The sequence below is a fragment of the Sphingopyxis sp. L1A2A genome (assembly GCF_005502465.1).
Classification (GTDB): Bacteria; Pseudomonadota; Alphaproteobacteria; order Sphingomonadales; family Sphingomonadaceae; genus Sphingopyxis.
This window is the reverse complement of the sequence record NZ_SCOT01000004.1, coordinates 1-22,617: the sequence shown is the minus strand read 5'-3', so window position 1 is coordinate 22,617 and position 22,617 is coordinate 1. Positions and strand designations below refer to the sequence as shown.

Below are 22,617 nucleotides of genomic sequence, written 5' to 3'. Positions count from 1 at the left end.
GCCCGCGCGCGCGGCGGCTAGGGCGGACGGATGACCGCGGCCGAACCCGATTATTGCGACATTGCCATCGTCGGCGGCGGGCTGGCCGGTGGGCTCGCCGCGCTGGCGCTTGCGGCAAAGCGCCCCGCGCTCGACGTGCGGCTGGTCGAACCGGGCGCCATCGGCGGCAATCATATCTGGTCCTTCTTCGACAGCGACATTGCCAAGCGCGATCGCTGGCTCGTCGCGCCGCTCGTCCGCCACCATTGGGACAGCTATGACGTCGCCTTCCCCGCGCGCGAGCGCCGGGTACGGATGGGGTATAAGAGCATTACCGGCGAGGCGCTCGCCGAAGCGGTCGCCGCGGCACTGCCGCCGGGGCGGATCATCGCCGACAAGGCCAAACATGTCGCGCCCGACCATGTGCTGCTGGCGCGCGGCGGGCGGCTGTCGGCAAAGCATGTCATCGACGCGCGCGGTGTCGGGAAACTGGCGATGCTCGACTGCGGCTGGCAGAAATTCGTCGGGCAGGCGCTGACCGTCGAGGGCGGGCATGGAATCGACCGCCCGCTGGTAATGGACGCGACCGTCGAGCAAATGGACGGCTATCGCTTCGTCTATCTGCTGCCTTTCGATGCCGAGACGGTCTTTGTCGAGGACACCTATTACAGTGACACCCCGGACCTTGACGTCGCAGCGGTGCGCGACCGGATCGCGACCTATGCGGCGCGGCGGCAGTGGAATGTCACCGCCGTCACGCGCGAGGAAACCGGGGTGCTCCCCGTCGTCGTCGCGGGCGCGTTCGACCGGCTGTGGCCCGCGATCGACCGCACCGCGCGGATCGGGGTGCGCGCCGGGGTATTCCACGCGATGACCGGCTATTCGCTGCCCGATGCCGTGCGCACGGCGGCGGCGCTCCCCGCGCTGATCGATCGTGGAGACCTCGGCGTCCGGCTGCGCAGTCGCGCCGCGGGGTCATGGCGCCGCCAGCGTTTCTATCGCATGCTCGGCGCGCTGCTGTTCCGCGCCGCCGATCCGGGCGAGCGTTACCGCATCTTCCAGCGCTTTTACGGCCTCGCGCCCGGCCTGATCGCGCGCTTCTATGCCGGGCGGTCGAACACCGCAGACAAATTGCGCATCCTGTCGGGCAAGCCGCCCGTATCTGTACGCCGCGCGATTGCGGCGCTTGCGAAACTGGACTGGAAATGACTCGTACCGCGATCGTCATCGGCGCCGGCTTCGGCGGGCTTGCGCTCGCGATCCGGCTGCAATCGGCGGGGGTCGCAACGACGATCGTCGAGGCGCGCGACAAGGCTGGCGGGCGCGGTTACCACTGGCAGCGGCAGGGGTTCACCTTCGACGCCGGGCCGACGGTGATCACCGATCCGCCATGCCTTCAGGAATTATGGGCGCTCAGCGGGCAGGACATGGTCGCCGATGTGACGCTCGACCCGGTGATGCCCTTTTACCGGCTCAACTGGCCCGATGGCACCAATTTCGATTATTCGAACGACGAAGCGGCGCTCAATGCCGAGATCGCCAAGCTCAATCCCGCCGATGTCGCGGGTTACGAGAAATTCCTGACCTATTCGAAGGGGGTGTATGAGGAGGGCTATGTCAAGCTCGGCTCGGCCGCCTTCCTCGATTTCGCCTCAATGATCAAGGCGGCGCCGGCGCTGATGAAATATCAGGCGTGGCGCAGCGTCTATTCGATTGTGTCGTCTTATGTGCAGGACGAAAGATTGCGCCAGGCGCTGTCGTTCCACACGCTGCTGGTCGGCGGCAACCCGATGAACACCAGTTCGATCTACGCGCTGATCCACACGATCGAAAAAGAGGGCGGTGTCTGGTTCGCGCGTGGCGGCACCAACAAGCTGGTCGCGGGCATGGTGGCGCTGTTCGAACGGCTGGGCGGCACGCTCCGCCTCGCCGATCCGGTGACCAAGATCGAAACGCAGGGTGACCGCGCGACCGCGGTGCAGACCGCGAGCGGCTGGCGCGGCGAGGCCGATATGATCGCGTCGAACGGCGACATGATGCACAATTATGCCGCGCTGTTGTCGGATCATCCACGCGGCAAGAAAGCCGCCAAGTCGCTGGCGCGCAAACGCTGGTCACCGTCGCTGTTCGTCGTCCATTTCGGGGTCAAAGGCGAGTATCCCGACATCGCGCATCACAGCATCCTGTTCGGCCCGCGTTACAAGGGGCTGCTCGACGATATTTACAAGAATGGCGTCGTGCCCGACGACTTCTCGCTCTACCTTCACCACCCGACCGCGACCGACAAGGCGATGGCGCCCGAGGGTTACTCGACCTTCTACGTCCTCGCCCCGGTCGCGCATCTGGGCAAGGCAAAGGTCGATTGGGACGGCGCGTTCGGCCAGCAATTTGCCGATGCGATCCTGGACGAGGTCGAGGCGCGGGTGCTGCCGGGGCTGAAGGCCAATCTCGCGACCAGCTTCCATTACACCCCCGCCGATTTCGGGCGCGATCTGTCGGCGCATCTCGGCAGCGCGTTCAGTCTGGAGCCGGTGCTGTGGCAATCGGCGTGGTTCCGGGCGCACAACCGCGACGATGTGATTTCGAACCTCTATTTCGTCGGCGCGGGGACGCATCCGGGCGCGGGCATCCCGGGGGTCGTCGGCAGCGCGAAAGCGACGGCAGCCTTGATGATCGGGGGCGTGGAATGAGTGACGAACTGATCGATGCGATTGGAGACGGTTGGGGATGGACCGGTCTGCGTGCCGCAGACGTTACGGCGATCAGCCCCGTTGGCCATTTGGTGATCCGCGACGAGGATGGCCGCTTCTGGTATCTCGATCCCGAGCTCCGTCAGGTCGATCGCATCGCTGACACCGAGGAGCAACTGTTCGTGCATATGAACAAGGCTGAGGTGAAACAGGCTTGGTTCGCAGAAAATCTTGTTGCACAAGCGCAAGATCGACTAGGAGCGCCGCCACTAGGCTGCTGTTACTCGCTGACACCTCATGCCCTGCTCGCAGGTGACTATAACCCCGAGAATCTCTGGATCGTGCCGATCGTCGAATTGGTCCGGTTCACCGGAAGCGTCGAGGAGCAGACACGTCACCTTCCGGAGGGAACGAAATTCGAATTGAAAGTGACCGAATGAAACGTCTTGCCGTCTATTGCGGGTCCGCGACCCCTGCCGATCCGATCTATATCGACACCGCGCGCCATGTTGGCCGCACGCTGGCGCACCGCGGCATCGGCGTCGTCTATGGCGGTGGCCGCCTCGGGCTGATGGGCGCGGTCGCTGATAGCGCGCTCGAGGCGGGCGGCGAAGTCATAGGGGTGATCCCCGACGCGCTCGTCGGGACCGAAGTCGCGCACCGCGGCTGCACCGAATTGCACGTCGTTTCGGGCATGCACGAACGCAAGAAGATGTTCACCGACCTCTCCGACGGTTTCCTCACCATCCCCGGCGGGGTCGGCACGATGGACGAATTGTGGGAAGCGATCAGCTGGGCGCAGCTGGGTTATCACAGCAAGCCCGTCGGACTGCTCAACGCCGCCGGATTCTACAACGACCTGATCGCGTTCAACCAGAATATGATCGACGTCGGTTTCATCCGCCCCGCGCACGCCGGGATCATGATCGTCGACGCCGGGCTCGACGACCTCCTCGACAAGATGGCGACCTATGAACCCCATGCGCCGATCTTTGCGATGAAGGCCGACGATCTATAATGGACGCGGCGGGGGTCTATGACGCGCACGCCCTCCACGGTTTCGCGCACGACAGCATCGCGCGCGGATCGAAAAGTTTCGCGCTGGCCAGCCAGTTGTTCGACCGCGAAACCCGCGAGCGCGTCTGGCTGCTCTACGCCTGGTGCCGCGCTGCCGACGATCTGACCGACGGACAGGATCATGGCGGCGCGATGTCGCAGGATCATGATGCGCAGGCCGCTCTCGCGCGCATCCGCACCCTCACCGATGCCGCCTTCGCCGGAGAGTCGACCGGCGACAAAGCGTTCGATGCGCTCGGTTATCTGCTCACCGACGTCGCGATCCCGCGCGCGGTCATCGACGACATCATCGCCGGTTTCGCGCTCGATGCCGATGACTGGCGCCCGCGCAGCGAGGCCGATCTGCTGCGTTATTGCTATCATGTCGCCGGCGCAGTCGGGGTCGCAATGGCACAGGTCATGGGGGTCGATCCCGCCGACGAAGCGACGCTCGATCGCGCGTCCGACCTCGGCATCGCGTTTCAGCTCGCCAATATCGCGCGCGATGTGGCCGAGGATGCCGCCGCCGACCGCTGTTACCTGCCGATGGAATGGATGGTCGAACTCGACATTCCGCCCGGCCAACATATGCACCCCGCTTTTCGCGGGCGGTTGTCGGTCATGGCCAAATGGCTCGCCGAAATGGCTGAGGAATATGAGGCGTCGGCGCGCTGGGGCGCGCGCAAACTGCAGCCGCGCAGCCGCTGGGCGGTGCTCGCCGCCGCGGGCATTTACGGCGACATCGCGCGCGAAGTCCGTGCCCGCGGCGACCATGCGTGGGACCACCGCGCCAGCACGACGCGGCTGGCCAAGTTCGGCTGGATCGCGCGCGCCGGCTGGTCGGTGCTGCGCCGCCCGCCGGGCCGCCGGATCAGCCGCGACGGGCTGTGGACGCGCCCGCGCGTGGATGCGGCGGGGCTGGAACCCGCCGCATGAGCCAGCTCGAATGGCTGGCGGCGGCGCTGGTGCTGATCAACGTGGCGCTCGTGGCGCTGCGCAGCGTGTGGAACTATCCCTTCGCGCTCGTCGCGGTCAGCCTTTACGCGATCGTTTTCTATGACGCGCGGCTGTACAGCGACATGGTATTGCAGGGCTTTTTCTTCGCGCTCAATCTTTACGGCTGGGCCAGCTGGCTGCGCGCCAAGGACGACAGCGGGGTGCCGGTCGGCTGGCTGGACGCCCAATCGCGCCATATCTGGGCCGCGGTGACGATCATCGCGTGGGCCGCGTGGAGCTTTGCGATGGACCGCCATACCGATGCCGTCGCGCCGTGGATCGACGGTGCGATCGCGATGCTCAGTATCACGGCGCAATGGCTGCTCGCGCGGCGGCGGGTCGAAAGCTGGTATCTGTGGATTCTCGTCGACCTGATCGCGATCCCGCTGTTCGCCTCGCGCGGCCTCTATGCGACCAGCGCGGTCTATGTCGTGCTGCTCGGCCTGTCGATCGACGGGCTGATCCAGTGGCGCCGCGCCGCGGCAACGGGCAGGGTGGCGCTATGACGCACCATATCTGTTTCCACGGCGCCGAAAGCACCGGCAAATCGACGCTGGCACCGCGCCTGGCCCTGCGGCTGGGCGGGCTGGTCGTTCCCGAATATGGCCGCACTTATGCAGAGGCCAATGGCACCGATCTGGACGACATCGACCTGCTGGCGATTTTCGACGGGCATGTCGCGGCGACCAGGCTGGCCCGCGAGCAAAACCCCGACTGGCTGATCTCCGACACCGACGCGCTGATGACGCAGGCGTGGGCAATCATGCTGCTCGGCCGCCGCCTGCCTGAAATCGATCGGTGGGACGATGTCGCGGACCTTTATCTGGTCCCGGCGATGGACCTCGAATGGCAGGAGGACGGCACCCGCCTGTTCGGCAGCGACCTGGCGCGGCGGCAGTTCATGGACGTTGCGATTGGCGAACTCGATCGGCGAAAGCTGAAATGGGCCTGGGTCGAGGGTGACGGCGACGCTCGGCTGCGCAGTGCGCTGGCGGCGATCGCGGCGGCGGGGTTGGTCTGATTTGATTAATCCTCCCTGTCGCGCAGCGATGGGGAGGGGGACCGTTCGCGAAGCGAATGGTGGAGGGGCCGCGACGGCAGCGCCAAAGCCCCTCCGTCAGCGCTACGCGCTGCCACCTCCCCATGGCTTCGCCACAGGGAGGATCAAGCGGTGTAAGCGTCCCGCAATTCGCGCTTCAGCACCTTACCGATCGGGCTGCGCGGCAGTTCGGCGACGACGGTAATCGCGCTCAGCCGCTGGGTCTTGCCGACCTTGGCGTTGCATGTCTCGCGAACCGCCTCGGCATCGGCGCCATCCTTCAGCACCACGAACGCGACCGGGGTCTCGCCCCATTCCTCGCTCGGCATCCCGACCACCGCAGCCTCGACGACGCGGTCGTCAGCGAGCAGGATCGCTTCTAGGTCGCTCGGGAAAATATTGAAGCCGCCCGAAATGATCATGTCCTTGGCGCGGTCCATCAGGGTCAGGAATCCGTCCTCGTCGATCCGCCCGATGTCGCCGTGGCGATAGAAGAGATTTCCCTCTCCGTCGTACCAGTGCATCGCTTTCGTCGCGTCGGGACGGTTGTTGTAACCGGTCATCATCGCGGGCGAGCGGCCGACGACTTCGCCGACCGACCCTTGCGGCAGTTCGTTGCCGTCCTCGTCGATCACTTTCGCGATATGCCCCGGCGCGGGGCGGCCGACGGTGTGCAGCTTGTCCGGGAATTGATGCGCTTCCAGAATGAACGCCGCCCCGCCCTCGGTCATCCCGTAAATTTCAACCAGCCCGCCGGGCCAGCGCGCGAGCACATCGGCCTTGAGCGAGGCGGGGAAGGGCGCCGAGGTGCAATATTTGACGACAAAGCTGTTGAGGTCGAAGCTGGCGAAATCCTCCAGCGCCATGATGCGGCGATACTGCACCGGCACGAGCATCGTGTTGGTCGCGCGCTCGCGCGCCGCCAGCTCAAGGAACCCGCGCGCGTCGAATTTCTTCATCAAGACGGTCTGCCCGCCCGACCCGACGGTGGGCATGAAACTGGCCATCGTCGTGTTCGAATAGAGCGGGGTCGACAATATCGTCACCGCATTCGGACCATAAGCGGGCGCGCCGCGGATGATATGCTGCCAGCGCATCGCATGGCTGTGGACGATGCCCTTTGGCGTTCCCGTCGTCCCCGACGAATAGATGATATTGAAGCCGTCCTCGGGCTGGATGTCGACGGGCGCTGGTTTGGCGCCCGCCAGCGACAGCCAGGCGTCGAGCGGTGTCCCCGCATCGCTGCCGTCCATCGCGATCAGGTCGCTCGCGGTGATGACCTGGCCCTCCAGGCTCGCTCTGGCAGCGGCATCGAGGAACAGATGCCGCGCCCCGGTATCGGCGATCATCGCCGCCATCTGCTCGCCCGTCGCGCTGTTGGTGACCAGCCCGGCGACCCCGCCGGCGCGCAGCGTGCCGAGGATGACCGCCATCTGCTCGACGCTGTTGAGCCCTGCGATCGCGGTGCGCTCGCCCTTGGCAAACCCGTCCTGCTGTAACCGCGCGGCGATTCGGTCGGTCAATTGATCCAGTTCGGACCAGCTCAGCCGCCGCGCCGGATCGGCAGCCGCTACGGCATCCGGACGTTCCTCGGCATGGGCACGGACAAGGTCGGGCAGGGTGGCGAAGTCGCCGTCAAGCATTTCGATACTGGTCATGCCTATCGGTTAGCACAGCCAAAAGGTGGTGCAATGCCGGTGGGGCGGCGGCGCGACAGGATGTTGCGACGACGACGGGGGGGGCAGATGGCATCATCGGGTCTTGCCGGAATGGGCGACAGCAAATTGCGCGTCGCTCTCTATCATCCACACGCGCCGCGCGCCGAAGCGCTCCGCGACGCGATCGAAGCTGGCGGATGCGCGGCGCGGATGTTGCCGCCGCAGGTCAATGGCCTGCGGCATTGGGTCGATTGCTGTTTCGACCTGCTGCTGATCAACCCGTTTCTCGATTGGCAGGAGCCCGCCGAGTTTGTCCGTCTGGCGCGATCGATCGCCGGGCGCCGGCCGCTGCTTATCGTGTCGGACCGCGAGTCGCTCGCCGACCGCATGGTGGCGCTGGGGGCCGGTGCCGACGATGCGGTCGGGTGGACCGGCAATCTGCCCGAGGTCGTGGCGCGGATCGCCAGCCTGCTCCGGCGCAGCCGCATTGCCGCTGGACAGCTGGGTGAGGGCGAACTTCGCATCGACCTGATCGACCGGCGGGTCGAGCGCGCGGGGCGGTTGATCCGCCTGCCGCTGCGCGAATTCGACCTGCTGGCGAATCTGGCGCGCGTCCCCGACCGCCCGATTTCGCGCGCGGCGCTGCTCAGGGCGGTGTGGCGGCTTGATTTCGACCCCGGCACCAACCGCGTCGAGGTGCATATGTCGCGGCTGCGCGCCAAGGTCGATCGGGGTTTCGCCTGGCCGATGCTGCGGACGGTGAAGGGGCAGGGCTATGCGCTGCGGTCGCGGCCCGATTAGGCGCGGCGACGCAGCCTCGCTTGACCGAAAGTTTCAGGTTGCTACTGATCTTCGACATAAGAAATCAACGATTCCGGAGATGATGGCCCGATGCACCCTTCCGTCCATGCCCGCAGCAACCCCGACAAACCCGCGATTATCGTCGCCGAGACGGGCGAGGCGATCAGCTATGGTGCGCTCGACGCCGCGTCGAATCGCGCCGCGCAGCTGTTTCGCGCCCACGGGCTGGGGCATGAGGATGTCGTCGCTTTCATGCTCGAAAACACGCCGCATTATTACGGGCTGACCTGGGGCGCGCAGCGTTCGGGGCTGCGTTATGTCTGCATCTCGTCGCGGCTGACGCAGGACGAGACCGATTATATCCTCGAAAATTCGGGCGCGAAGATGCTCGTCGTGTCGGCCAGCCTGGGCGCCGCAGCGCAGCAACTGACCACGACGATTACCCGCTTTGCGATGGGCGGCGAGATCGCAGGCTGGGCTAGCTGGGAAGACGCGGTCGCCGCGATGCCTGCGACCCCCGTCGCCGACGAGCGCGCCGGGGTCGACATGCTCTATTCGTCGGGGACGACCGGGCGGCCCAAGGGGGTGCGCGTCCCGCTGCCCGAGGAACCCGCGATCGACGCGACCAACAGTCTCGTCATGCTCGCCTCGGCAGTGTTCCAGATCAATTCGGACAGCATCTACCTGTCGCCCGCGCCGCTCTACCACGCTGCGCCGCTGCGCTGGTCGATGACGATCCACCGGCTCGGCGGCACCGTCGTCCTGATGAAGAAATTCGATCCCGAAGCGGCGCTGGCGCATATCGAAAAATATCGCGTCAATTCCAGCCAGTGGGTGCCGACCCATTTTGTGCGGATGCTCAAACTGCACGAGGAGGTCCGCACGCGCTACGACACCTCTTCGCTCAAGGTCGCGATCCACGCCGCCGCGCCGTGTCCTATCCCCGTCAAGCAAGCGATGATCGACTGGTGGGGACCGGTGCTGTTCGAATATTATGCGGGGTCGGAAGGCAATGGCATGACCTTTGTCTCCAGCCCCGACTGGCTGACCCACAAAGGCACCGTCGGCCGCCCGATCCTGGGCGCGGTGCATATCATGGGCGAGGATAATGAGACCGAGCTGGGGCCGGACGAGGAAGGCACTGTTTTCTTCGAAAGCGAGAATGTCTTCGAATATCATGGCGACAGCGAAAAAACCGCGTCGAGCCGCAATTCGCGGGGCTGGTCGACGCTGGGCGATGTCGGCAAGCTGGACGACGAAGGCTTCCTCTATCTGACCGACCGCAAGAGCTTCATGATCATCACCGGCGGGGTGAACGTCTATCCGCAGGAAATCGAAAACCATCTTGTCACCCATCCGAAGGTTGCCGACGTCGCGGTGGTCGGCGGACCGCACGACGAAATGGGCGAAGAAGTGATCGCGGTGATCCAGCCCGCCGACATGGCCGATGCGACCGATGCGCTGCGCGACGAGCTGATCGGCTATGCGCGCGAAAAATTGTCGGGGGTCAAAATCCCGCGCCGCATCGACTTCATGGAGGCGCTGCCGCGGCACGACACCGGCAAGCTCTACAAGCGCCTGCTGCGCGACCAATATTGGGACAAGGCGAAAACGTGATGCCGCGTCGGCTGGAGTTTTTCTTCGATCTTTCGTCGCCCTGGACCTATCTGGCGTTCACCAATGTCCAGGCCATCATCGCGCAGAGCGGGGCGGCGGCGACCTTTCGGCCGATTCTGGTCGGCGGGGTGTTCAACGCGGTCAACCAAGGCGTCTATGCGGCGCGCGAACAGGCCGACAACCGCAAACTCCAGCATAGCTGGAAGATATTGGGCGACTGGGCACGGCTGGCCGGGGTCGCGATGAATTTCCCCTCGCAATGGCACCCGGCAAAGAGCGTCAACGCGATGCGCTTTGCCGCCGCACTCGAGGATGACCAGCCGGCGTTGATCGCCTTTTCGCGCGCCGCGTTCGCCAGCTATTTTGGCGCCCAGGACAATCTGGACGATCCCGACGTGCTCGAAGCGGCGGCGACGGCGGCAGGGCTCGACGGCGCCGCGATCCGCGCCGCAGCAGCGAGCGACCCGGTCAAGACGCGGCTGCGCGCCAACACGGACGAGGTGATCGCGCGCGGCGGCTATGGGTCGCCGACGATGTTCGTCGATGGTGACAATATGTATTTCGGCAACGACCAACTGCCGCTCGTCGAAGCGGCGCTGTGCCGCTGAACATGAAGGACTCTCCCATGAAAGACCGGATTTCCGTCACCATGCTGGACGGCGGCATCGCCGACGTCCGGCTGATCCGCGCCGACAAGATGAACGCGCTCGACCCCGCCATGTGGGCGGCGCTGACCGAGGCGATCGACACGCTCAAAGCCATGGCGGGGCTGCGCGTCGTCGTGCTGTCGGGGGAGGGCCGCGCCTTTTGCGCCGGGCTCGACCTCGCCAGCCTGAGCGGCGAGCGCGCGCCGGGGACGAGCAGCACCGGCGGCAGTCTGAACGAACGCGCGCACGGGATTGCCAACGGCCCGCAATATGCCGCGTGGGGCTGGCGCGAAATTCCGGTGCCGGTGATCGCGGCGGTGCATGGGGTGGCGTTCGGGGCGGGCAGCCAGATCATGGCCGCCGCGGACATCCGTATCGTCCACCCCGACACGCGCATCGCGATCATGGAAATGCGCTGGGGGCTGGTCCCCGACGTCGCCGGGATGGCGCTGTGGCGCACGCAGGTCGCCGACGATGTGCTGCGCGAGATGATCTATACCAACCGCGAATTCAACGGGTCGGAGGCCAAGCTGCTCGGCTTTGCGACGCATGTTTCGGACGATCCGCTGGCCAAGGCGATGGAGCTGGCCGCGGTGATCGCCGACAAGAATCCGCATGCGATCCGCGGCGCCAAGCGGCTTTGCAACATGCTCGCCGATGCGAGCGACGCAGAGATTTTACAGGCGGAAAGCGACGAGCAGGTGAAGGTCATCCGTACCCCGAACCAGATGGAAGCGGTGATGGCGGAGATGGAGAAGCGGAAGCCGAATTTTGTGGATTGAGCGAGCCGCAAGGCCGCCCTTTCCTTCTCCGTTCGCATCGAGCGAAGTCGAGATGCGTCTAACGCCGTGCTAGCGTGTCTCGACTTCGCTCGACACGAACGGGTTGAGGGGCGGGTTCTTTACAGCAACCCCAAAAACCGCACCGCATTGTCCCAGTCGCGCTTGTGCGCGGCGCGTTGCGCCTGCGCTTCAGTATCGGCGCCCCAGCGACGTTCTTGATAAAGTTCGTCCAGGCTGACCGCGTCCCACAGGGTCTCGGCGTCAAATGCGTCCTCGATCCGCGCCAACCCGGCGACCAGCGATCCGCCGATGGTGACGAGCGGGGTCAGCGCGGTCATCCGCCACGGATCGACCGCGAACACCGCTTCGCGCAGCGCCGCGACCGTCGCCGCCGGCTGATCGATCGGGAGTATGCCTTGCGTGATCGCAAATTCGACCCCGAAATGTGCCTCGGCCCAGGCGAGCAACGGATTCCATGCCGCCACCTGCTCCGCTTGCAACGCCGCATCGCGGTCGTCGCGGTAGCAGAACAGGTCGGTGGCGGCATAAGCGGCAATGGGTTCGGCAAAGGCGGCCGGGTCGGGTACGGCGAGGTCGATCGCGGCGTTGGCCAGGCCGGTCATCGGCATCGCGCCCGGATCAACCGTCTCGCCCTGCGCCTGCCATTCCGCCGCGATCGCTTCGGCAAGCGCGGCATTGCCAACCACCAGCGACGCGCGCTGCGGTGTCCGCATCGGCCGTCCGTCGAGCGCGATGCCCCAGCCACCGTCCTGCGCGACGATGGCGACGTCTGTCCAAAAGCGTTTCACAGGTTTTTGGGCGAGCGCCAGCGCCGCGCGAGCAGCAGCGGCATCACCGCGAAATCGAACGCGCCGATCAGGACGAGCGCGACGCCAATCCAGCGGTCGGTCGGCGGCCCCGCCAATTCCCAGCCACCGCGGATCAGCACAAAGCCGATCAGCACCAGCAGCGCACCCGCGATGCGCATCGCGGCGATGGCGAAGAAACGTTTTTTGGCGAGCGCGTCATTGGCAGAGGTCATGCCGGTTCCTTATCGCCGCCGAGGTGGCGCATCAACTGGGCGAGCGCGCCATGGCCGCTCGCCTCGACGCCCTTGGCGACGCGGCCGCGTTCGGCGGCGGGTTTGTTCTGTGACAGCTTGATCGTCGGACGCCACGCAGTGATCCGCAGCTCAAAGCCGGTGATCGCACCGGTCATCTTGCTGAACAGCGCCGGGTTCATCTTGTCGCGGGTCCAAGGCGGATTGGCGCCGACCCTCGCCTCATGGCTCGCCGATAGCGCGTCAAGCTGGGCGATCAGCGCGGCATCGTCCAGCTTGCGGACGGTGCCTTCCATTTCGATCGCGACATAATTCCACGTCGGTACCTGGTCGGGCGCCTCATACCAGCTGGCGCTGACATAGGCGTCGGGTCCGTGGACCACCGCGAGCGCGCTGGCGCCGTCCAGGTGCCGCGTCAGCGCATTGCCGCGCGCCAGGTGGAATTGCAGCGTGACGCGATCGTCGCTCAGCACCACCGGCGCATGCGCGACGCGCGGCCCGTCGGGGGTGGCGGCAAAGATCGCGGCAAAGCCGATCTCGCGGACCAGATATTCGGCAAGGTCGTCCTGCCGCGGCCGAAAGTCAGCGTTGGGATGCATCAGGTCGGTTTGGCGGGGCGCGCCGGATGTTTCTTGGCGCTCGGCTTCTTGCCCACCGGTTTCTTTGGCGCCGGTTTGCCAGCCTTGCCCGCCTTTGCCTTTTCTTTCGCCGATTTGCCGGCAAAATCGGTCGGCTTGCTGTCGGCCGTTCGCCCGCGCCGTTCGCCGCGCCGCGCCTTGCGGATCTGCTTGCTGTGCGCCTTGGCCTGCGCCTTCAGCGCCGCTTTGGGCGGCGGACCCTTTTCGCCCGCATCGATGCCGACATCGCCCAGCAGCATGTCAAATCCCAGATCGTCGAGGCTGGCGGCGAAATGGTCGGGCAGGTCGGCATGCACGTCAATCGCGCCGCCGTCGGGATGGTCGATCCGCAGGCGGCGGCTGTGCAGATGCATCTTGCGGCTGATCGTCCCGGTCAGGAATGCGCCCTTGCCGCCATATTTGCCGTCGCCGACGATCGGGTGGCCGATCGCCGCCATATGCACGCGCAGCTGATGGGTGCGGCCGGTCAGCGGTTGCAATTCGACCCAGGCGGCGCTGTTCCCCGCGCGCTCGATGACGCGGTAGCGCGTTTTCGAGGGCAGGCCGTCGTCATGGACGTGCATCTTTTCGCCGCCCGATCCGGGCTGTTTGGCCAGCGGCAGGTCGATCTCGCCCTGCTGGATGTCGGGCACCCCGACGATCAGCGCCCAATAGGTTTTGCGCGCGCTGCGGTTGGAAAAGCTCTTGGCGAAATAGGCCGCGGCCTTGGGCGTCCGCGCGATCAGCAGCGCCCCCGACGTGTCCTTGTCGAGCCGGTGGACCAGCTTCGGGCGGGTCGGCCCATCGAATTTCAGCGCGTCGAGCAGCCCGTCAACATGCGCGTCGGTCTTGGTCCCGCCCTGCGTTGCGAGTCCCGGGGGTTTGTTGAGGATGATGGCGGCGGCGTCGCGGTGGATCATCATCCCTGTGGCCAGTTCGACATCGGCGTCGGTCAGCGGACGGCCCTTGCGCGCCGGGCGTGCCGCGGCTTCGACCGGCGGGGTCGGCATGGCCAATATCTGGCCCGTCGCGATGCGGTCCGATACATCGGCTTTTTTGCCGTCGAGGGTCAGCTGCCCCGAGCGCGCCCAGCGCGCCAGCAATGCGTGCGGCGTGCCTTCGCGGTGACGCTTGAACCAGCGGTCGAGGCGGATGCCGTCGTCTTCTTCGGCGATCGTCGCGCCGTCGAGCGGTGCCTTTGCGCCCGTCATGCCGGCACCTGCCGCATCAGGAACAGGCCGACCCCGCAGGCGGCAATCGCGCCGACGACCGAGGCGATAACATAGGCGGCCGCCTGAGCGTTTTGGCCGCGTTCGAAAAGCATCCAGAATTCCATGCTGAAAGAGGAAAAGGTGGTGAAGCCGCCGAGGATTCCGACGCCGACGAACAGCCGAACCGTATCGCTGCTGCTGCCGCGCGCGAGCGTGCCGATGAGGACGCCCATGAGCAGGCTGCCGACGACATTGATCGCCAGCGTCCACCACGGAAAGCCGGGACCAAGCCGCGCGAGCATCGCCTGCCCGACCAGATGGCGGGCACCGGCACCGATCGCGCCGCCGATCATGACGGGAAGCACATTGTTCATAGCACGCGCCCTAGCCCGAAATGGCGGCGAGGCATAGCGGGTGCGTTTTCGCTAAGAGTCGGGAGCTGCCAGCGCGGTCGCCGGACGGCCCTGCGCCGCGCGCCAGGCGGCGGGCCGGACGAAGTCGCCCTGCCAGATGCCCCGCCGCTTGGCCTGAGCTTCGGCTTCGTCGACCAAATAGGCGTCGCTTGTCGCCACCGCCCAGCCCAACCGCACCATTTCGGCACCCAGGTCGATACCGTCGGGGAAGGGATGCGTGCGGCACGCGGCGAGGGTGCGGTCGTAACGGTCCTTGGCGGCGACCTCACAATGCAGCGGCCCGTGGCCCGCAACCTTTTCGAGCGCCGCCCGCGCTTCGCGCCCGCAAGGCCAGCGAACGGCATCGCGGCGCGCGCAATCCTGCCGATATTCGGCGGCATCGATACCGGTCAGACGGATCGTCACCAAGCCACCGCCCTGCCGCACGGTCAGGCTGTCGCCGTCGATGACATGGACCAGTGGCACGGTGTCGACCGGGGCGGGCAACCACGCCCACGCGGCCCAGGCGAGTCCGCTCAAGAGCAATAACGCCAGCAGCGACCGGATACGCCGCCGCCAGCGCAGGCGGGCGAGCGAGGGAGGGCGAAACACCATGTCGCCCGCCTGATCCGATTGCGCCGGATTGACAAGGGTGAAGAAGATATTGACGAAAAGAACAAAGCATGTCCAAAATGGACCTATTCTATTCACCGTCGCGCCGCCGACTCGCACAGTCGCGATGGCTTAGGTCCGAATTGGCGGCAAATGGGAACGAACAAAAGGTGAATATCGCCGAAATGACGGCATAGTTACACCAAGGTGGCGCGATAGAATGGGGACGATTGGCATGACGAACCATGGGATATTGAGTCGAGGGGATAGGTCGCTGTTGCCGCGCGGCGATTTTTCTGCCGGACCAGCGTGGCCGACCCGGGTTGCCGGGCGGGCGAGCGGCGATGGCGTGGTATCGCCGTTGCTGTTTGTTGGGCCGCCCGCCGATGCGCCTGGCACGATGGCGCTTGCCGACGTGCGCCAGGTTGCGGCACTGCCGCCATCCCGCGCGGCGGCCTATATCCGGCACGGCGCCTTGCTCGACATCGTCTGGGTCGTGGCGGCGGATGCGGTGGAAGACGAGATGTTCGCCGACATTTGCGCCGCGGTGGGCCAGCAGGGGGGCAATCTGATTTGCGAAACCTCGCTGGCCGCGCTCGACCGGGTGATCGCAGCGATTCCGTCCACCATCGCGGTCCAGTTCCTGGTCGATGCCGATCCGGTCGACAAGGCCATCGCGTTGACCACAGCGCGGCGCACCCGACACCGGGTGGTGCATGACATCGCCCGCGATGATGCGATGGAACGGATCGATCGGTTGCAGGACGAGGTCGCGCGGATTTCGCGGCTGCTGGGCGATATGGCGGGGCAGCGGGGCGGGCTTGCCGGCACGCCGACGGGCTTTGTGCCGCTTGGCGACGAGTTTTCCGACCATATGGGACAGGTCCGGTCGCCGACGCGCGACTATGCCGCGATCCCGCGCAGCTTTGTGCCCGAAGAGCGGACGATCGACCGGCAACGCACCAAGGCGGTGCGGCGGATGCTGCGCCAGCGGCGGATGCGCGAGCAATATTTTCCGGCCGACCTGTTCGCCGATCCCGCGTGGGACATGCTGCTCGACCTCTATGCCGCACGGCTCGAACGCCAGCCGGTGTCGGTATCGAGCCTGTGCATCGCCGCCGCGGTGCCGGCGACGACGGCGCTGCGTTGGATCAAGACGATGACCGACGCCGGGCTGTTCGTGCGCGAGGCCGATCCGCACGATGGCCGCCGCATCTTCATCGCCCTGGCCGAAGGCGCATGCGACGCGCTCGCCCGCTATTTCGAGGCGCTGGAGGAATAGCCGGTTTGGCGCGCCTGGCGGCGATCGATCGCGCCGCCAAGCACACGCAAGCGAGATTTTAGCGGCGGATCCTGACCCGCGTTTCCAAATCGACGATGCGGAGCTCCAGATAAGCGCGATCGTCATTGGTCGGGGTCGCGCGGGCATAGGCCGCCTCGAGGCGGGTCAAGTCGCTGACTTCGACGCGAAGCTGAGCCTGCACGGCGGCGGAGAGGCCACTGGCGGTGAGGGCGCGGTCGATATTCGACAGACGGGTGCGATTGTCGAGCACCGCTGCGCCGCCGCCATAGGCGGTGTCGCCGACTCGCGTGTCGAGCGCATCGAGGCGCGCGTCGAGATCGTCCCTTTCCTGGTTGCTGATGCCGTCGCGGGCGTAGGATGCTTCGGTCTGGATCAAGGCGGCGTAGTCGCTCTTGAGCCGCGTCGCCTCGGTCCGGCTCAGGCGGCGGGCGGTGACGCGCGCATCTACCCGACTGTTGAACTCGGCGCGGCCATCGGCAACCGACAAAGTGTCCGAACTATCGTCATCGGCGAACCCTCCATCGGTCAACGCCTGGGTCAGCGCACCATAGCGATCGCTGAGCTCGGTGCGCTCCTGCGTCGTGAATCGGTTGTCGGCGCCATAGCGCGCCTCCAGCGCCACAATCTGATCATACTCGGCCTTCACCCGCGCGCCATTGGCAGCGGTCAGCGCCCCCGACCGCACATCAGCGTCGATGCGAGCGTTGAATTGCGTCCGCTGGGTCGCGAGCGGCTTGCGACCGACGGCCCATTGGCTTTCGACCGAGGTCGAAACGCCAAGGCGGTCGCCGAACAATGTGCCGAGGATCGCGCCGACACGATCTTGCTGTTTTCCAGTCGACTGTTCGCCCGAGCCGGTCTGGGCGATGGCGATGCCCGGAGCGAGGATCAACGCGCCGGCAGCAAGGGCGGTAAAGGTCTTTGTCGTGATCATGATGCGGTCCTTTGCAAATGCGAACAGCAAACGCTCTGAACCGGATCGGGGTTGCACATGCGGTCTGGGTTTCGTTTTCCGAATGAAACAGGCGCGAGGCGCAACCGCCGCGCCTTGTATCGGCGGCGCACCTCTCTTGCGCGCATCGCGCGTCTATGGCAGGGGCGCCCTTCCCTGCACGGGGGCGCTTAGCTCAGTTGGTAGAGCATCTCGTTTACACCGAGAGGGTCGGCGGTTCGAGCCCGTCAGCGCCCACCAGTTTTCCGATCTTGTTGTACCCGCCGTTGCGGCGTTAAGGGACTTTCCTGTTCGGAAGGATTCCCCCGCCATGAAGCGTCTGCTTGCCGCGCTCGTATCCACCCTGCTCGCCGTCGTGTCGCCTGTATCGGCGGCGGCGCAACAGGGTGATGTCATCATCCGCGATGTCACATTGGTCGATGTCGAGGCTGCAAAAGCCGAAGCGGGGCAGGCGGTCGTCTTGCGCGGGGCAGATATCGTCGCGGTTGGCCCCGACGCCATGATTGCGCGCGATTGGCGGGCGGCGCGGCAGGTCGATGGCAAAGGCAAGTTCCTGATCCCCGGATTGTGGGACATGCACGTCCATTTCGGCGGGGGTTCTGACCTGATCGAGGAGAACAGGGCGCTGCTGCCGCTGTATGTCGCGAACGGGATCACGACGATCCGCGATGCGTCGGGCGATCTGCCGGATCAGGTGCTTGGCTGGCGGAGCGAGATTGCGGACGGCCGCCTTTTCGGCCCGCGCTTGCTGACTTCCGGCGCCAAGATCGAGGGGATTGCGCCGCTGTGGAAGGGGACGATCGAGGTCGGCAGCGAGGCCGATGTCGATGCGGCGCTCATCCGGCTCAAGGAGCGCGACAAGGTCGATTTCGTCAAGATCACCGACAGCACGCTGAAACCCGAATTATTTCTCTATATGCTGGGCAAGGCAAAGGCGCTCGGGCTACGCACGTCGGGGCATATTCCGATGGCGCTGACCGTGCAGCAGGCGGTCGATGCCGGGATCAGTTCGATCGAGCATCTCGACTATGCCTATAACGCGGGCGCGAAGGACGAGGCAGCGATCGCGGCCGATTTCGCCGCGGGCCGCATCGACCGGGCTGAGGCGAACCGTCGGCTCGACGCCGGGTTCGACCGCGCCACCGCGATGGCCGCCTATCGCCGCTTCGCCGCGCAGGGGGTGTTTGTCACCCCGACGCTGAACGGCAGCCGGATCATCGCCTATCTCGATCGCGACGATCATTCGAAAGACGCTGGGCTCGCTTATATCGGACCGAAACTGCGCCAGACCTATGCCTGGCGGGTCGAGCGCGCGGCGAAGGCGGACGCCGCCGCCATCGCGGCGCGGCACCAGCAGATCGAGGATGTCGGAACGATCCTGCCGATGCTGGCCGAGGCCGGGGTGCCGATCATCGCGGGGACCGACGCGGGGTTTCTCAACAGCTTCAACTATCCGGGCTTTGGCCTGCACGACGAGCTCGCGCTGTTCGTCGACAAGGGGCTGACCCCGGCACAGGCGCTGGCATCGGCAACGCGCGCGGGGCCGGCGTGGTTCGGCTGGCTGGGTCGTTATGGCGCGATCAAGCCCGGCATGGCCGCCGATCTGGTGCTGCTGACGCGCAATCCGCTGGACGATATTGCGGCGACGCGAGCGATCGACACCGTGATCATGCGGGGCACGGTGCATGATCGCGCCGCGCTCGACGGCATGCTCGCCGATACGAAGGCCAAGGTCGCGGCGTGGGATGCGGCGGCGAAGCCCTAGTGGACGGTGGCGGCCGCCGCCTTGCGCGCGCGCCACACGCTCCACAGGGTGAAGACGCCCATCAGCGCCCACACCACGTTCAGCCCCGCCGAGGGCAGCGCGCCATTATAGCCCGAATTCAGCACAAAGCCGCTCGCCCCGATCACGTTCATCCATTGATAAAGATAGCCGCGCGGTTCGATCCGGCCGAGTGAGAGCAGGACGTAGCTGGCGAGGATAAGGACGGCGGCGAGCCAGCCGATAACCTCGATCGCGATCTGTAAAACGCTCATATGCCGTCCCTTTGGGTGACCTGCACCCCGCTGGGGGACAGGATGTTCAGCGCATCGTCTGTTCGAGTGCCTCGACCGCATCCTTGGCGTCGGCGAGTCCGAGGCCGGTGCGTTCGCGGACCAGCTCGATCGCCTCGATCTTGCGATCCTGGCGGATCAGGGCGCGGATTTCGTCATTGTCGATCCGCTCGTCGCCGACCCGCACCATGGGACGTGGGACGGCGCGCGGCGGGGGCGCGGAGAGATCGCGGCCCGCCCTTGGCCCGCGCAAATAGCGGGCGAGGAGCAAGCCGAGCAGCAGGCCGAGGATCAGGAACAGCAGCTTGCCCATCGCCCGATCCTTGCCCGTTCGCGCTTACGCCGCCAGCTTGCGCAGGACGTAGTGCAGGATGCCGCCGTTCATATAATATTCGACCTCGTTCGCGGTATCGATGCGGCAGAGCGTGTCGAAGGCGAAGGTCGAACCGTCGGCGCGGGTGACGTTCACGGTGACGGTCTGGCGCGGCTTCAAATCCGCGACGCCGGTGATGGTGAACTGGTCGTCGCCGGTGAGGCCCAGCGTCTCGCGGCTCTCGCCGTCGAGGAATTGCAGCGGCAGCACGCCCATGCCGACGAGGTTCGAGCGGTGGATACGCTCGAAGCTCTCGACGATCACTGCGCGCACGCCGAGCAAATTGGTGCCCTTCGCCGCCCAGTCGCGCGACGAGCCGGTGCCATATTCCTTGCCGGCGATGACGACCAGCGGGGTGCCGTCGGCCTTGTGGCGCATCGCGGCGTCGTAGATCGGCATGACCTCGCTGCCGTAGCGCGACATGCCGCCCTCGATGCCGGGGACCATCTCATTCTTGATGCGGATGTTGGCGAAGGTGCCGCGCATCATGACGTCGTGGTGGCCGCGGCGGGCGCCATAGCTGTTGAAGTCGGCCTTGTTAACCTGATGTTCCATCAGCCATTTTCCGGCCGGCGAGTCCGCCTTGATGCTGCCCGCGGGGCTGATGTGGTCGGTCGTGATGCTGTCACCGAGGATCGCCAGCGGTTTCGCGTCGATGATGTCCGACACCGGCGCCGGGGTCATGCTCATGCCCTCGAAGTAGGGCGGGTTGGCCACGTAAGTGGAACCGGCGCGCCACTGATAGGTGTCCGATCCCTCGACCTCGATCTTTTGCCAATGCTCGTCGCCGCGATAGACATGTTCGTACCGCGCCTCGAACATGTCGCGGTCGATGCACGCCGCCATCGTGTCGGCGACTTCTTGATTGGTCGGCCAAATGTCGGCGAGGAACACGTCCTGGCCCGACTGGTCCTGGCCAATCGGCGTGGTCGTGAAATCTTCGGTCACCGTGCCCTTGAGCGCATAGGCGACAACCAGTGGCGGCGAGGCGAGGAAGTTGGCGCGCACGTCGGGCGACACGCGGCCTTCAAAGTTGCGGTTGCCCGAGATGACCGACGCGGCGACAATGTCGTTGCCGTTGATCGCTTCCGAAATCGGCCCCGCGAGCGGCCCCGAATTGCCGATGCAGGTGGTGCAGCCATAGCCGACGAGGTTGAAGCCGATCGCGTCGAGATCGGCGGTCAGCCCCGCGCGGTCGAAATAGTCGGTGACCACCTGCGACCCCGGCGCGAGCGAGGTCTTGACCCACGGCTTGGGCTTCAGGCCCAAAGCGTTCGCCTTGCGCGCCACCAGACCCGCGGCGACCATCACGCCAGGGTTCGAGGTGTTGGTGCAGCTGGTGATCGCGGCGATGACGACGTCGCCGTCGCCGATGTCGTGGCTCGCGCCCGCGACCGCAACGCGCTTCAGCCCGTCATGCTTGTACACCGACGCGAGGTCAGCGTTGAACACATCATCGACCTCGGTCAGGATGACCTTGTCCTGCGGCCGCTTCGGCCCCGCCAGCGACGGCACGACGCTGCCCATGTCGAGTTCCAGCGTGTCGGTGAACACCGGGTCGGCCATGTCGGCGGTCAGCCACAATCCCTGCGCCTTGGCATAGGCTTCGACCAGCGCGACAGTGTCGGCGCTGCGCCCGGTCAGGCGCATATAATCGAGCGTCTTGTCGTCGATGCCGAAGAAACCGCAGGTCGCGCCATATTCGGGCGCCATGTTGGCGAGCGTCGCGCGGTCGGCGAGCGAGAGCGAGGACAGCCCGGGGCCGAAATATTCGACGAAGCGCCCGACGACGCCCTTGGCGCGCAGCATTTGCGTCGCGGTGAGCACGAGGTCGGTCGCGGTGACGCCTTCCTTCAGCGCCCCGGTCAGCTTGAAGCCGACGACTTCGGGGATCAGCATCGACACCGGCTGGCCCAGCATCGCGGCCTCGGCCTCGATCCCGCCGACGCCCCAGCCGAGCACGCCGAGGCCGTTGATCATCGTCGTGTGGCTGTCGGTGCCGACGCAGGTGTCGGGATAGGCGACCGTCGTGCCGTCCGCATCCGCGCTCGACCACACCGCCTGCGCGATATGCTCCAGATTGACCTGGTGACAGATGCCGGTGCCCGGGGGGACCGCCTTGAAGTTCGACAGGCTTTTCGACCCCCATTTCAGGAAGTCGTAACGCTCGCCGTTGCGATAATATTCGATCTCGACATTCTGCTCGAACGCCTTGGGATGACCGAATTCGTCAACCATCACACTGTGGTCGATGACGAGGTGAACGGGGACGAGCGGGTTGATCTTGGTCGTGTCGCCGCCCAGCTTGGCGATCGCATCGCGCATCGCGGCGAGGTCGACGACGCACGGGACGCCGGTGAAATCCTGAAGCAGGACGCGCGCCGGGCGATACTGAATCTCGCGGTTCGAATGCGGGTCTTTCTGCCAGTCGACCAGCGCCTGCACGTCGTCGGTCGACACGGTGAAACCGCCATCTTCGAAACGCAGCAGATTTTCGAGCAGCACCTTCATCGAAAACGGCAGCCGCGAGACATCGCCCAGCTTTGCCGCGGCCTTGTCGAGCGAATAATATGCGTAATCCTTGCCGCCGACGCTCAGCGTCGAACGGGTGCCCAGCGTGTCGTTGCCCGTGGTCGTCATTTTGCAGCAGTCCCCATTTTTGGCGCGGCGGGGGAAGACTGTCCGAAGGCGAAGCGGGAGAGCGGGGCCAACGGGAGTCGCACGCGCGGGTTTATGTTGGCGCCGCCTTACGCCGGGGGCGGGGAATTGCAAGGGGG

At 65.8% G+C, this 22,617-nt stretch carries 24 protein-coding genes and 1 tRNA gene; 14 read left to right on the top strand and 11 right to left on the bottom strand.

Annotated features, from left to right (window positions below):
* The first annotated feature begins 30 nt into the window (after positions 1 to 30).
* From crtY to FFS68_RS03835, 7 genes are read left to right on the top strand one after another with little or no spacing between them, the layout of a single operon-like run.
* Entirely contained in the window at positions 31 to 1,188 is a 1,158-nt protein-coding gene (gene crtY / locus FFS68_RS03865; protein WP_137752000.1) for a lycopene beta-cyclase CrtY, read from the top strand.
* Entirely contained in the window at positions 1,185 to 2,669 is a 1,485-nt protein-coding gene (locus FFS68_RS03860) for a phytoene desaturase (protein WP_137751999.1), read from the top strand. Before crtY ends, FFS68_RS03860 begins: the two co-directional genes overlap by 4 nt.
* The gene (locus FFS68_RS03855; protein ID WP_137751998.1) at positions 2,666 to 3,109 is read left to right on the top strand and encodes a T6SS immunity protein Tdi1 domain-containing protein; all 444 of its coding nucleotides are present in this window, start codon (positions 2,666 to 2,668) and stop codon (positions 3,107 to 3,109) included. The genes FFS68_RS03860 and FFS68_RS03855 overlap by 4 nt, the downstream gene beginning before the upstream one ends.
* Positions 3,106 to 3,687 (top strand): TIGR00730 family Rossman fold protein, encoded by a 582-nt coding sequence (locus tag FFS68_RS03850; RefSeq protein ID WP_137751997.1) that lies wholly within the window; start codon positions 3,106 to 3,108, stop codon positions 3,685 to 3,687. The genes FFS68_RS03855 and FFS68_RS03850 overlap by 4 nt, the downstream gene beginning before the upstream one ends.
* Positions 3,687 to 4,661, top strand: a complete 975-nt coding sequence (locus FFS68_RS03845) for a phytoene/squalene synthase family protein (RefSeq protein ID WP_137751996.1) — start codon at positions 3,687 to 3,689, stop codon at positions 4,659 to 4,661. Before FFS68_RS03850 ends, FFS68_RS03845 begins: the two co-directional genes overlap by 1 nt.
* Complete coding sequence (pnuC, locus tag FFS68_RS03840; RefSeq protein WP_137751995.1) at positions 4,658 to 5,227, top strand: nicotinamide riboside transporter PnuC; 570 nt, start codon at positions 4,658 to 4,660, stop codon at positions 5,225 to 5,227. The genes FFS68_RS03845 and pnuC overlap by 4 nt, the downstream gene beginning before the upstream one ends.
* Positions 5,224 to 5,742 (top strand): ATP-binding protein, encoded by a 519-nt coding sequence (locus FFS68_RS03835; protein WP_137751994.1) that lies wholly within the window; start codon positions 5,224 to 5,226, stop codon positions 5,740 to 5,742. Before pnuC ends, FFS68_RS03835 begins: the two co-directional genes overlap by 4 nt.
* 143 nt (positions 5,743 to 5,885) lie before the next feature.
* Here FFS68_RS03835 and FFS68_RS03830 read toward each other — a convergent pair whose 3' ends face one another.
* A complete protein-coding gene (locus FFS68_RS03830; RefSeq protein ID WP_137751993.1) occupies positions 5,886 to 7,418 on the bottom strand; it encodes a class I adenylate-forming enzyme family protein in 1,533 nt (510 codons plus the stop codon).
* A gap of 87 nt (positions 7,419 to 7,505) precedes the next feature.
* On the opposite strand from FFS68_RS03830, the gene FFS68_RS18085 reads away from it, so the two are divergent.
* The 4 genes from FFS68_RS18085 to FFS68_RS03810 all read left to right on the top strand — a co-directional run bounded on the left by FFS68_RS18085 (position 7,506) and on the right by FFS68_RS03810 (position 11,265).
* Positions 7,506 to 8,219 carry a response regulator transcription factor gene (locus tag FFS68_RS18085; protein ID WP_249340008.1) on the top strand — a complete coding sequence of 238 codons (714 nt, stop codon included), beginning with the start codon at positions 7,506 to 7,508 and terminating at the stop codon, positions 8,217 to 8,219.
* Between the two features lie 90 nt (positions 8,220 to 8,309).
* Positions 8,310 to 9,836 carry an acyl-CoA synthetase gene (locus tag FFS68_RS03820; protein WP_137751992.1) on the top strand — a complete coding sequence of 509 codons (1,527 nt, stop codon included), beginning with the start codon at positions 8,310 to 8,312 and terminating at the stop codon, positions 9,834 to 9,836.
* Positions 9,836 to 10,444 (top strand): 2-hydroxychromene-2-carboxylate isomerase, encoded by a 609-nt coding sequence (locus FFS68_RS03815; RefSeq protein WP_137751991.1) that lies wholly within the window; start codon positions 9,836 to 9,838, stop codon positions 10,442 to 10,444. The genes FFS68_RS03820 and FFS68_RS03815 overlap by 1 nt, the downstream gene beginning before the upstream one ends.
* 17 nt (positions 10,445 to 10,461) lie before the next feature.
* Positions 10,462 to 11,265: a crotonase/enoyl-CoA hydratase family protein gene (locus tag FFS68_RS03810; RefSeq protein WP_137751990.1), complete on the top strand. Its 804-nt coding sequence runs from the start codon at positions 10,462 to 10,464 to the stop codon at positions 11,263 to 11,265.
* A 119-nt stretch (positions 11,266 to 11,384) separates the two neighbouring features.
* On the opposite strand, the gene FFS68_RS03805 is transcribed toward FFS68_RS03810, so the two are convergent.
* From FFS68_RS03805 to FFS68_RS03780, 6 genes are read right to left on the bottom strand one after another with little or no spacing between them, the layout of a single operon-like run.
* On the bottom strand, positions 11,385 to 12,074 hold the full coding sequence (locus FFS68_RS03805; RefSeq protein WP_137751989.1) for an ATP12 family protein: 690 nt from the start codon (positions 12,072 to 12,074) through the stop codon (positions 11,385 to 11,387).
* The gene (locus tag FFS68_RS03800) at positions 12,071 to 12,307 is read right to left on the bottom strand and encodes a hypothetical protein (protein WP_137751988.1); all 237 of its coding nucleotides are present in this window, start codon (positions 12,305 to 12,307) and stop codon (positions 12,071 to 12,073) included. Before FFS68_RS03800 ends, FFS68_RS03805 begins: the two co-directional genes overlap by 4 nt.
* Positions 12,304 to 12,924 (bottom strand): FMN-binding negative transcriptional regulator, encoded by a 621-nt coding sequence (locus FFS68_RS03795; protein ID WP_137751987.1) that lies wholly within the window; start codon positions 12,922 to 12,924, stop codon positions 12,304 to 12,306. Before FFS68_RS03795 ends, FFS68_RS03800 begins: the two co-directional genes overlap by 4 nt.
* A complete protein-coding gene (locus FFS68_RS03790; RefSeq protein ID WP_137751986.1) occupies positions 12,924 to 14,153 on the bottom strand; it encodes an RluA family pseudouridine synthase in 1,230 nt (409 codons plus the stop codon). The genes FFS68_RS03795 and FFS68_RS03790 overlap by 1 nt, the downstream gene beginning before the upstream one ends.
* Positions 14,150 to 14,527 carry a fluoride efflux transporter CrcB gene (crcB, locus tag FFS68_RS03785; protein WP_137751985.1) on the bottom strand — a complete coding sequence of 126 codons (378 nt, stop codon included), beginning with the start codon at positions 14,525 to 14,527 and terminating at the stop codon, positions 14,150 to 14,152. Before crcB ends, FFS68_RS03790 begins: the two co-directional genes overlap by 4 nt.
* A 51-nt stretch (positions 14,528 to 14,578) precedes the next feature.
* Complete coding sequence (locus FFS68_RS03780; protein WP_137751984.1) at positions 14,579 to 15,160, bottom strand: thermonuclease family protein; 582 nt, start codon at positions 15,158 to 15,160, stop codon at positions 14,579 to 14,581.
* A gap of 346 nt (positions 15,161 to 15,506) precedes the next feature.
* Between FFS68_RS03780 and FFS68_RS03775 the strand changes: the two genes are divergently transcribed.
* Positions 15,507 to 16,439 carry a MarR family winged helix-turn-helix transcriptional regulator gene (locus FFS68_RS03775; protein ID WP_212742316.1) on the top strand — a complete coding sequence of 311 codons (933 nt, stop codon included), beginning with the start codon at positions 15,507 to 15,509 and terminating at the stop codon, positions 16,437 to 16,439.
* 58 nt (positions 16,440 to 16,497) lie between these two features.
* Here the strand turns inward: FFS68_RS03775 and FFS68_RS03770 are convergent, their stop codons facing one another.
* Complete coding sequence (locus tag FFS68_RS03770) at positions 16,498 to 17,394, bottom strand: hypothetical protein (RefSeq protein WP_137751983.1); 897 nt, start codon at positions 17,392 to 17,394, stop codon at positions 16,498 to 16,500.
* Positions 17,395 to 17,576: 182 nt separating this feature from the next.
* Here FFS68_RS03770 and FFS68_RS03765 point away from each other — a divergent pair.
* Both FFS68_RS03765 and FFS68_RS03760 read left to right on the top strand, forming a co-directional pair.
* A tRNA-Val gene (locus FFS68_RS03765) sits at positions 17,577 to 17,652 on the top strand.
* A gap of 70 nt (positions 17,653 to 17,722) precedes the next feature.
* A complete protein-coding gene (locus FFS68_RS03760; protein WP_137751982.1) occupies positions 17,723 to 19,177 on the top strand; it encodes an amidohydrolase family protein in 1,455 nt (484 codons plus the stop codon).
* Here the strand turns inward: FFS68_RS03760 and FFS68_RS03755 are convergent.
* From FFS68_RS03755 to acnA, 3 genes are read right to left on the bottom strand one after another with little or no spacing between them, the layout of a single operon-like run.
* Positions 19,174 to 19,449 (bottom strand): hypothetical protein, encoded by a 276-nt coding sequence (locus tag FFS68_RS03755; RefSeq protein WP_137751981.1) that lies wholly within the window; start codon positions 19,447 to 19,449, stop codon positions 19,174 to 19,176. The two genes, FFS68_RS03760 and FFS68_RS03755, sit on opposite strands and share 4 nt — an antisense overlap.
* A gap of 46 nt (positions 19,450 to 19,495) precedes the next feature.
* Complete coding sequence (locus tag FFS68_RS03750; RefSeq protein WP_137751980.1) at positions 19,496 to 19,780, bottom strand: ribosomal protein L7/L12; 285 nt, start codon at positions 19,778 to 19,780, stop codon at positions 19,496 to 19,498.
* Positions 19,781 to 19,804: 24 nt separating this feature from the next.
* Positions 19,805 to 22,480 carry an aconitate hydratase AcnA gene (gene acnA / locus FFS68_RS03745; RefSeq protein ID WP_137751979.1) on the bottom strand — a complete coding sequence of 892 codons (2,676 nt, stop codon included), beginning with the start codon at positions 22,478 to 22,480 and terminating at the stop codon, positions 19,805 to 19,807.
* Positions 22,481 to 22,617 lie beyond the last annotated feature (137 nt).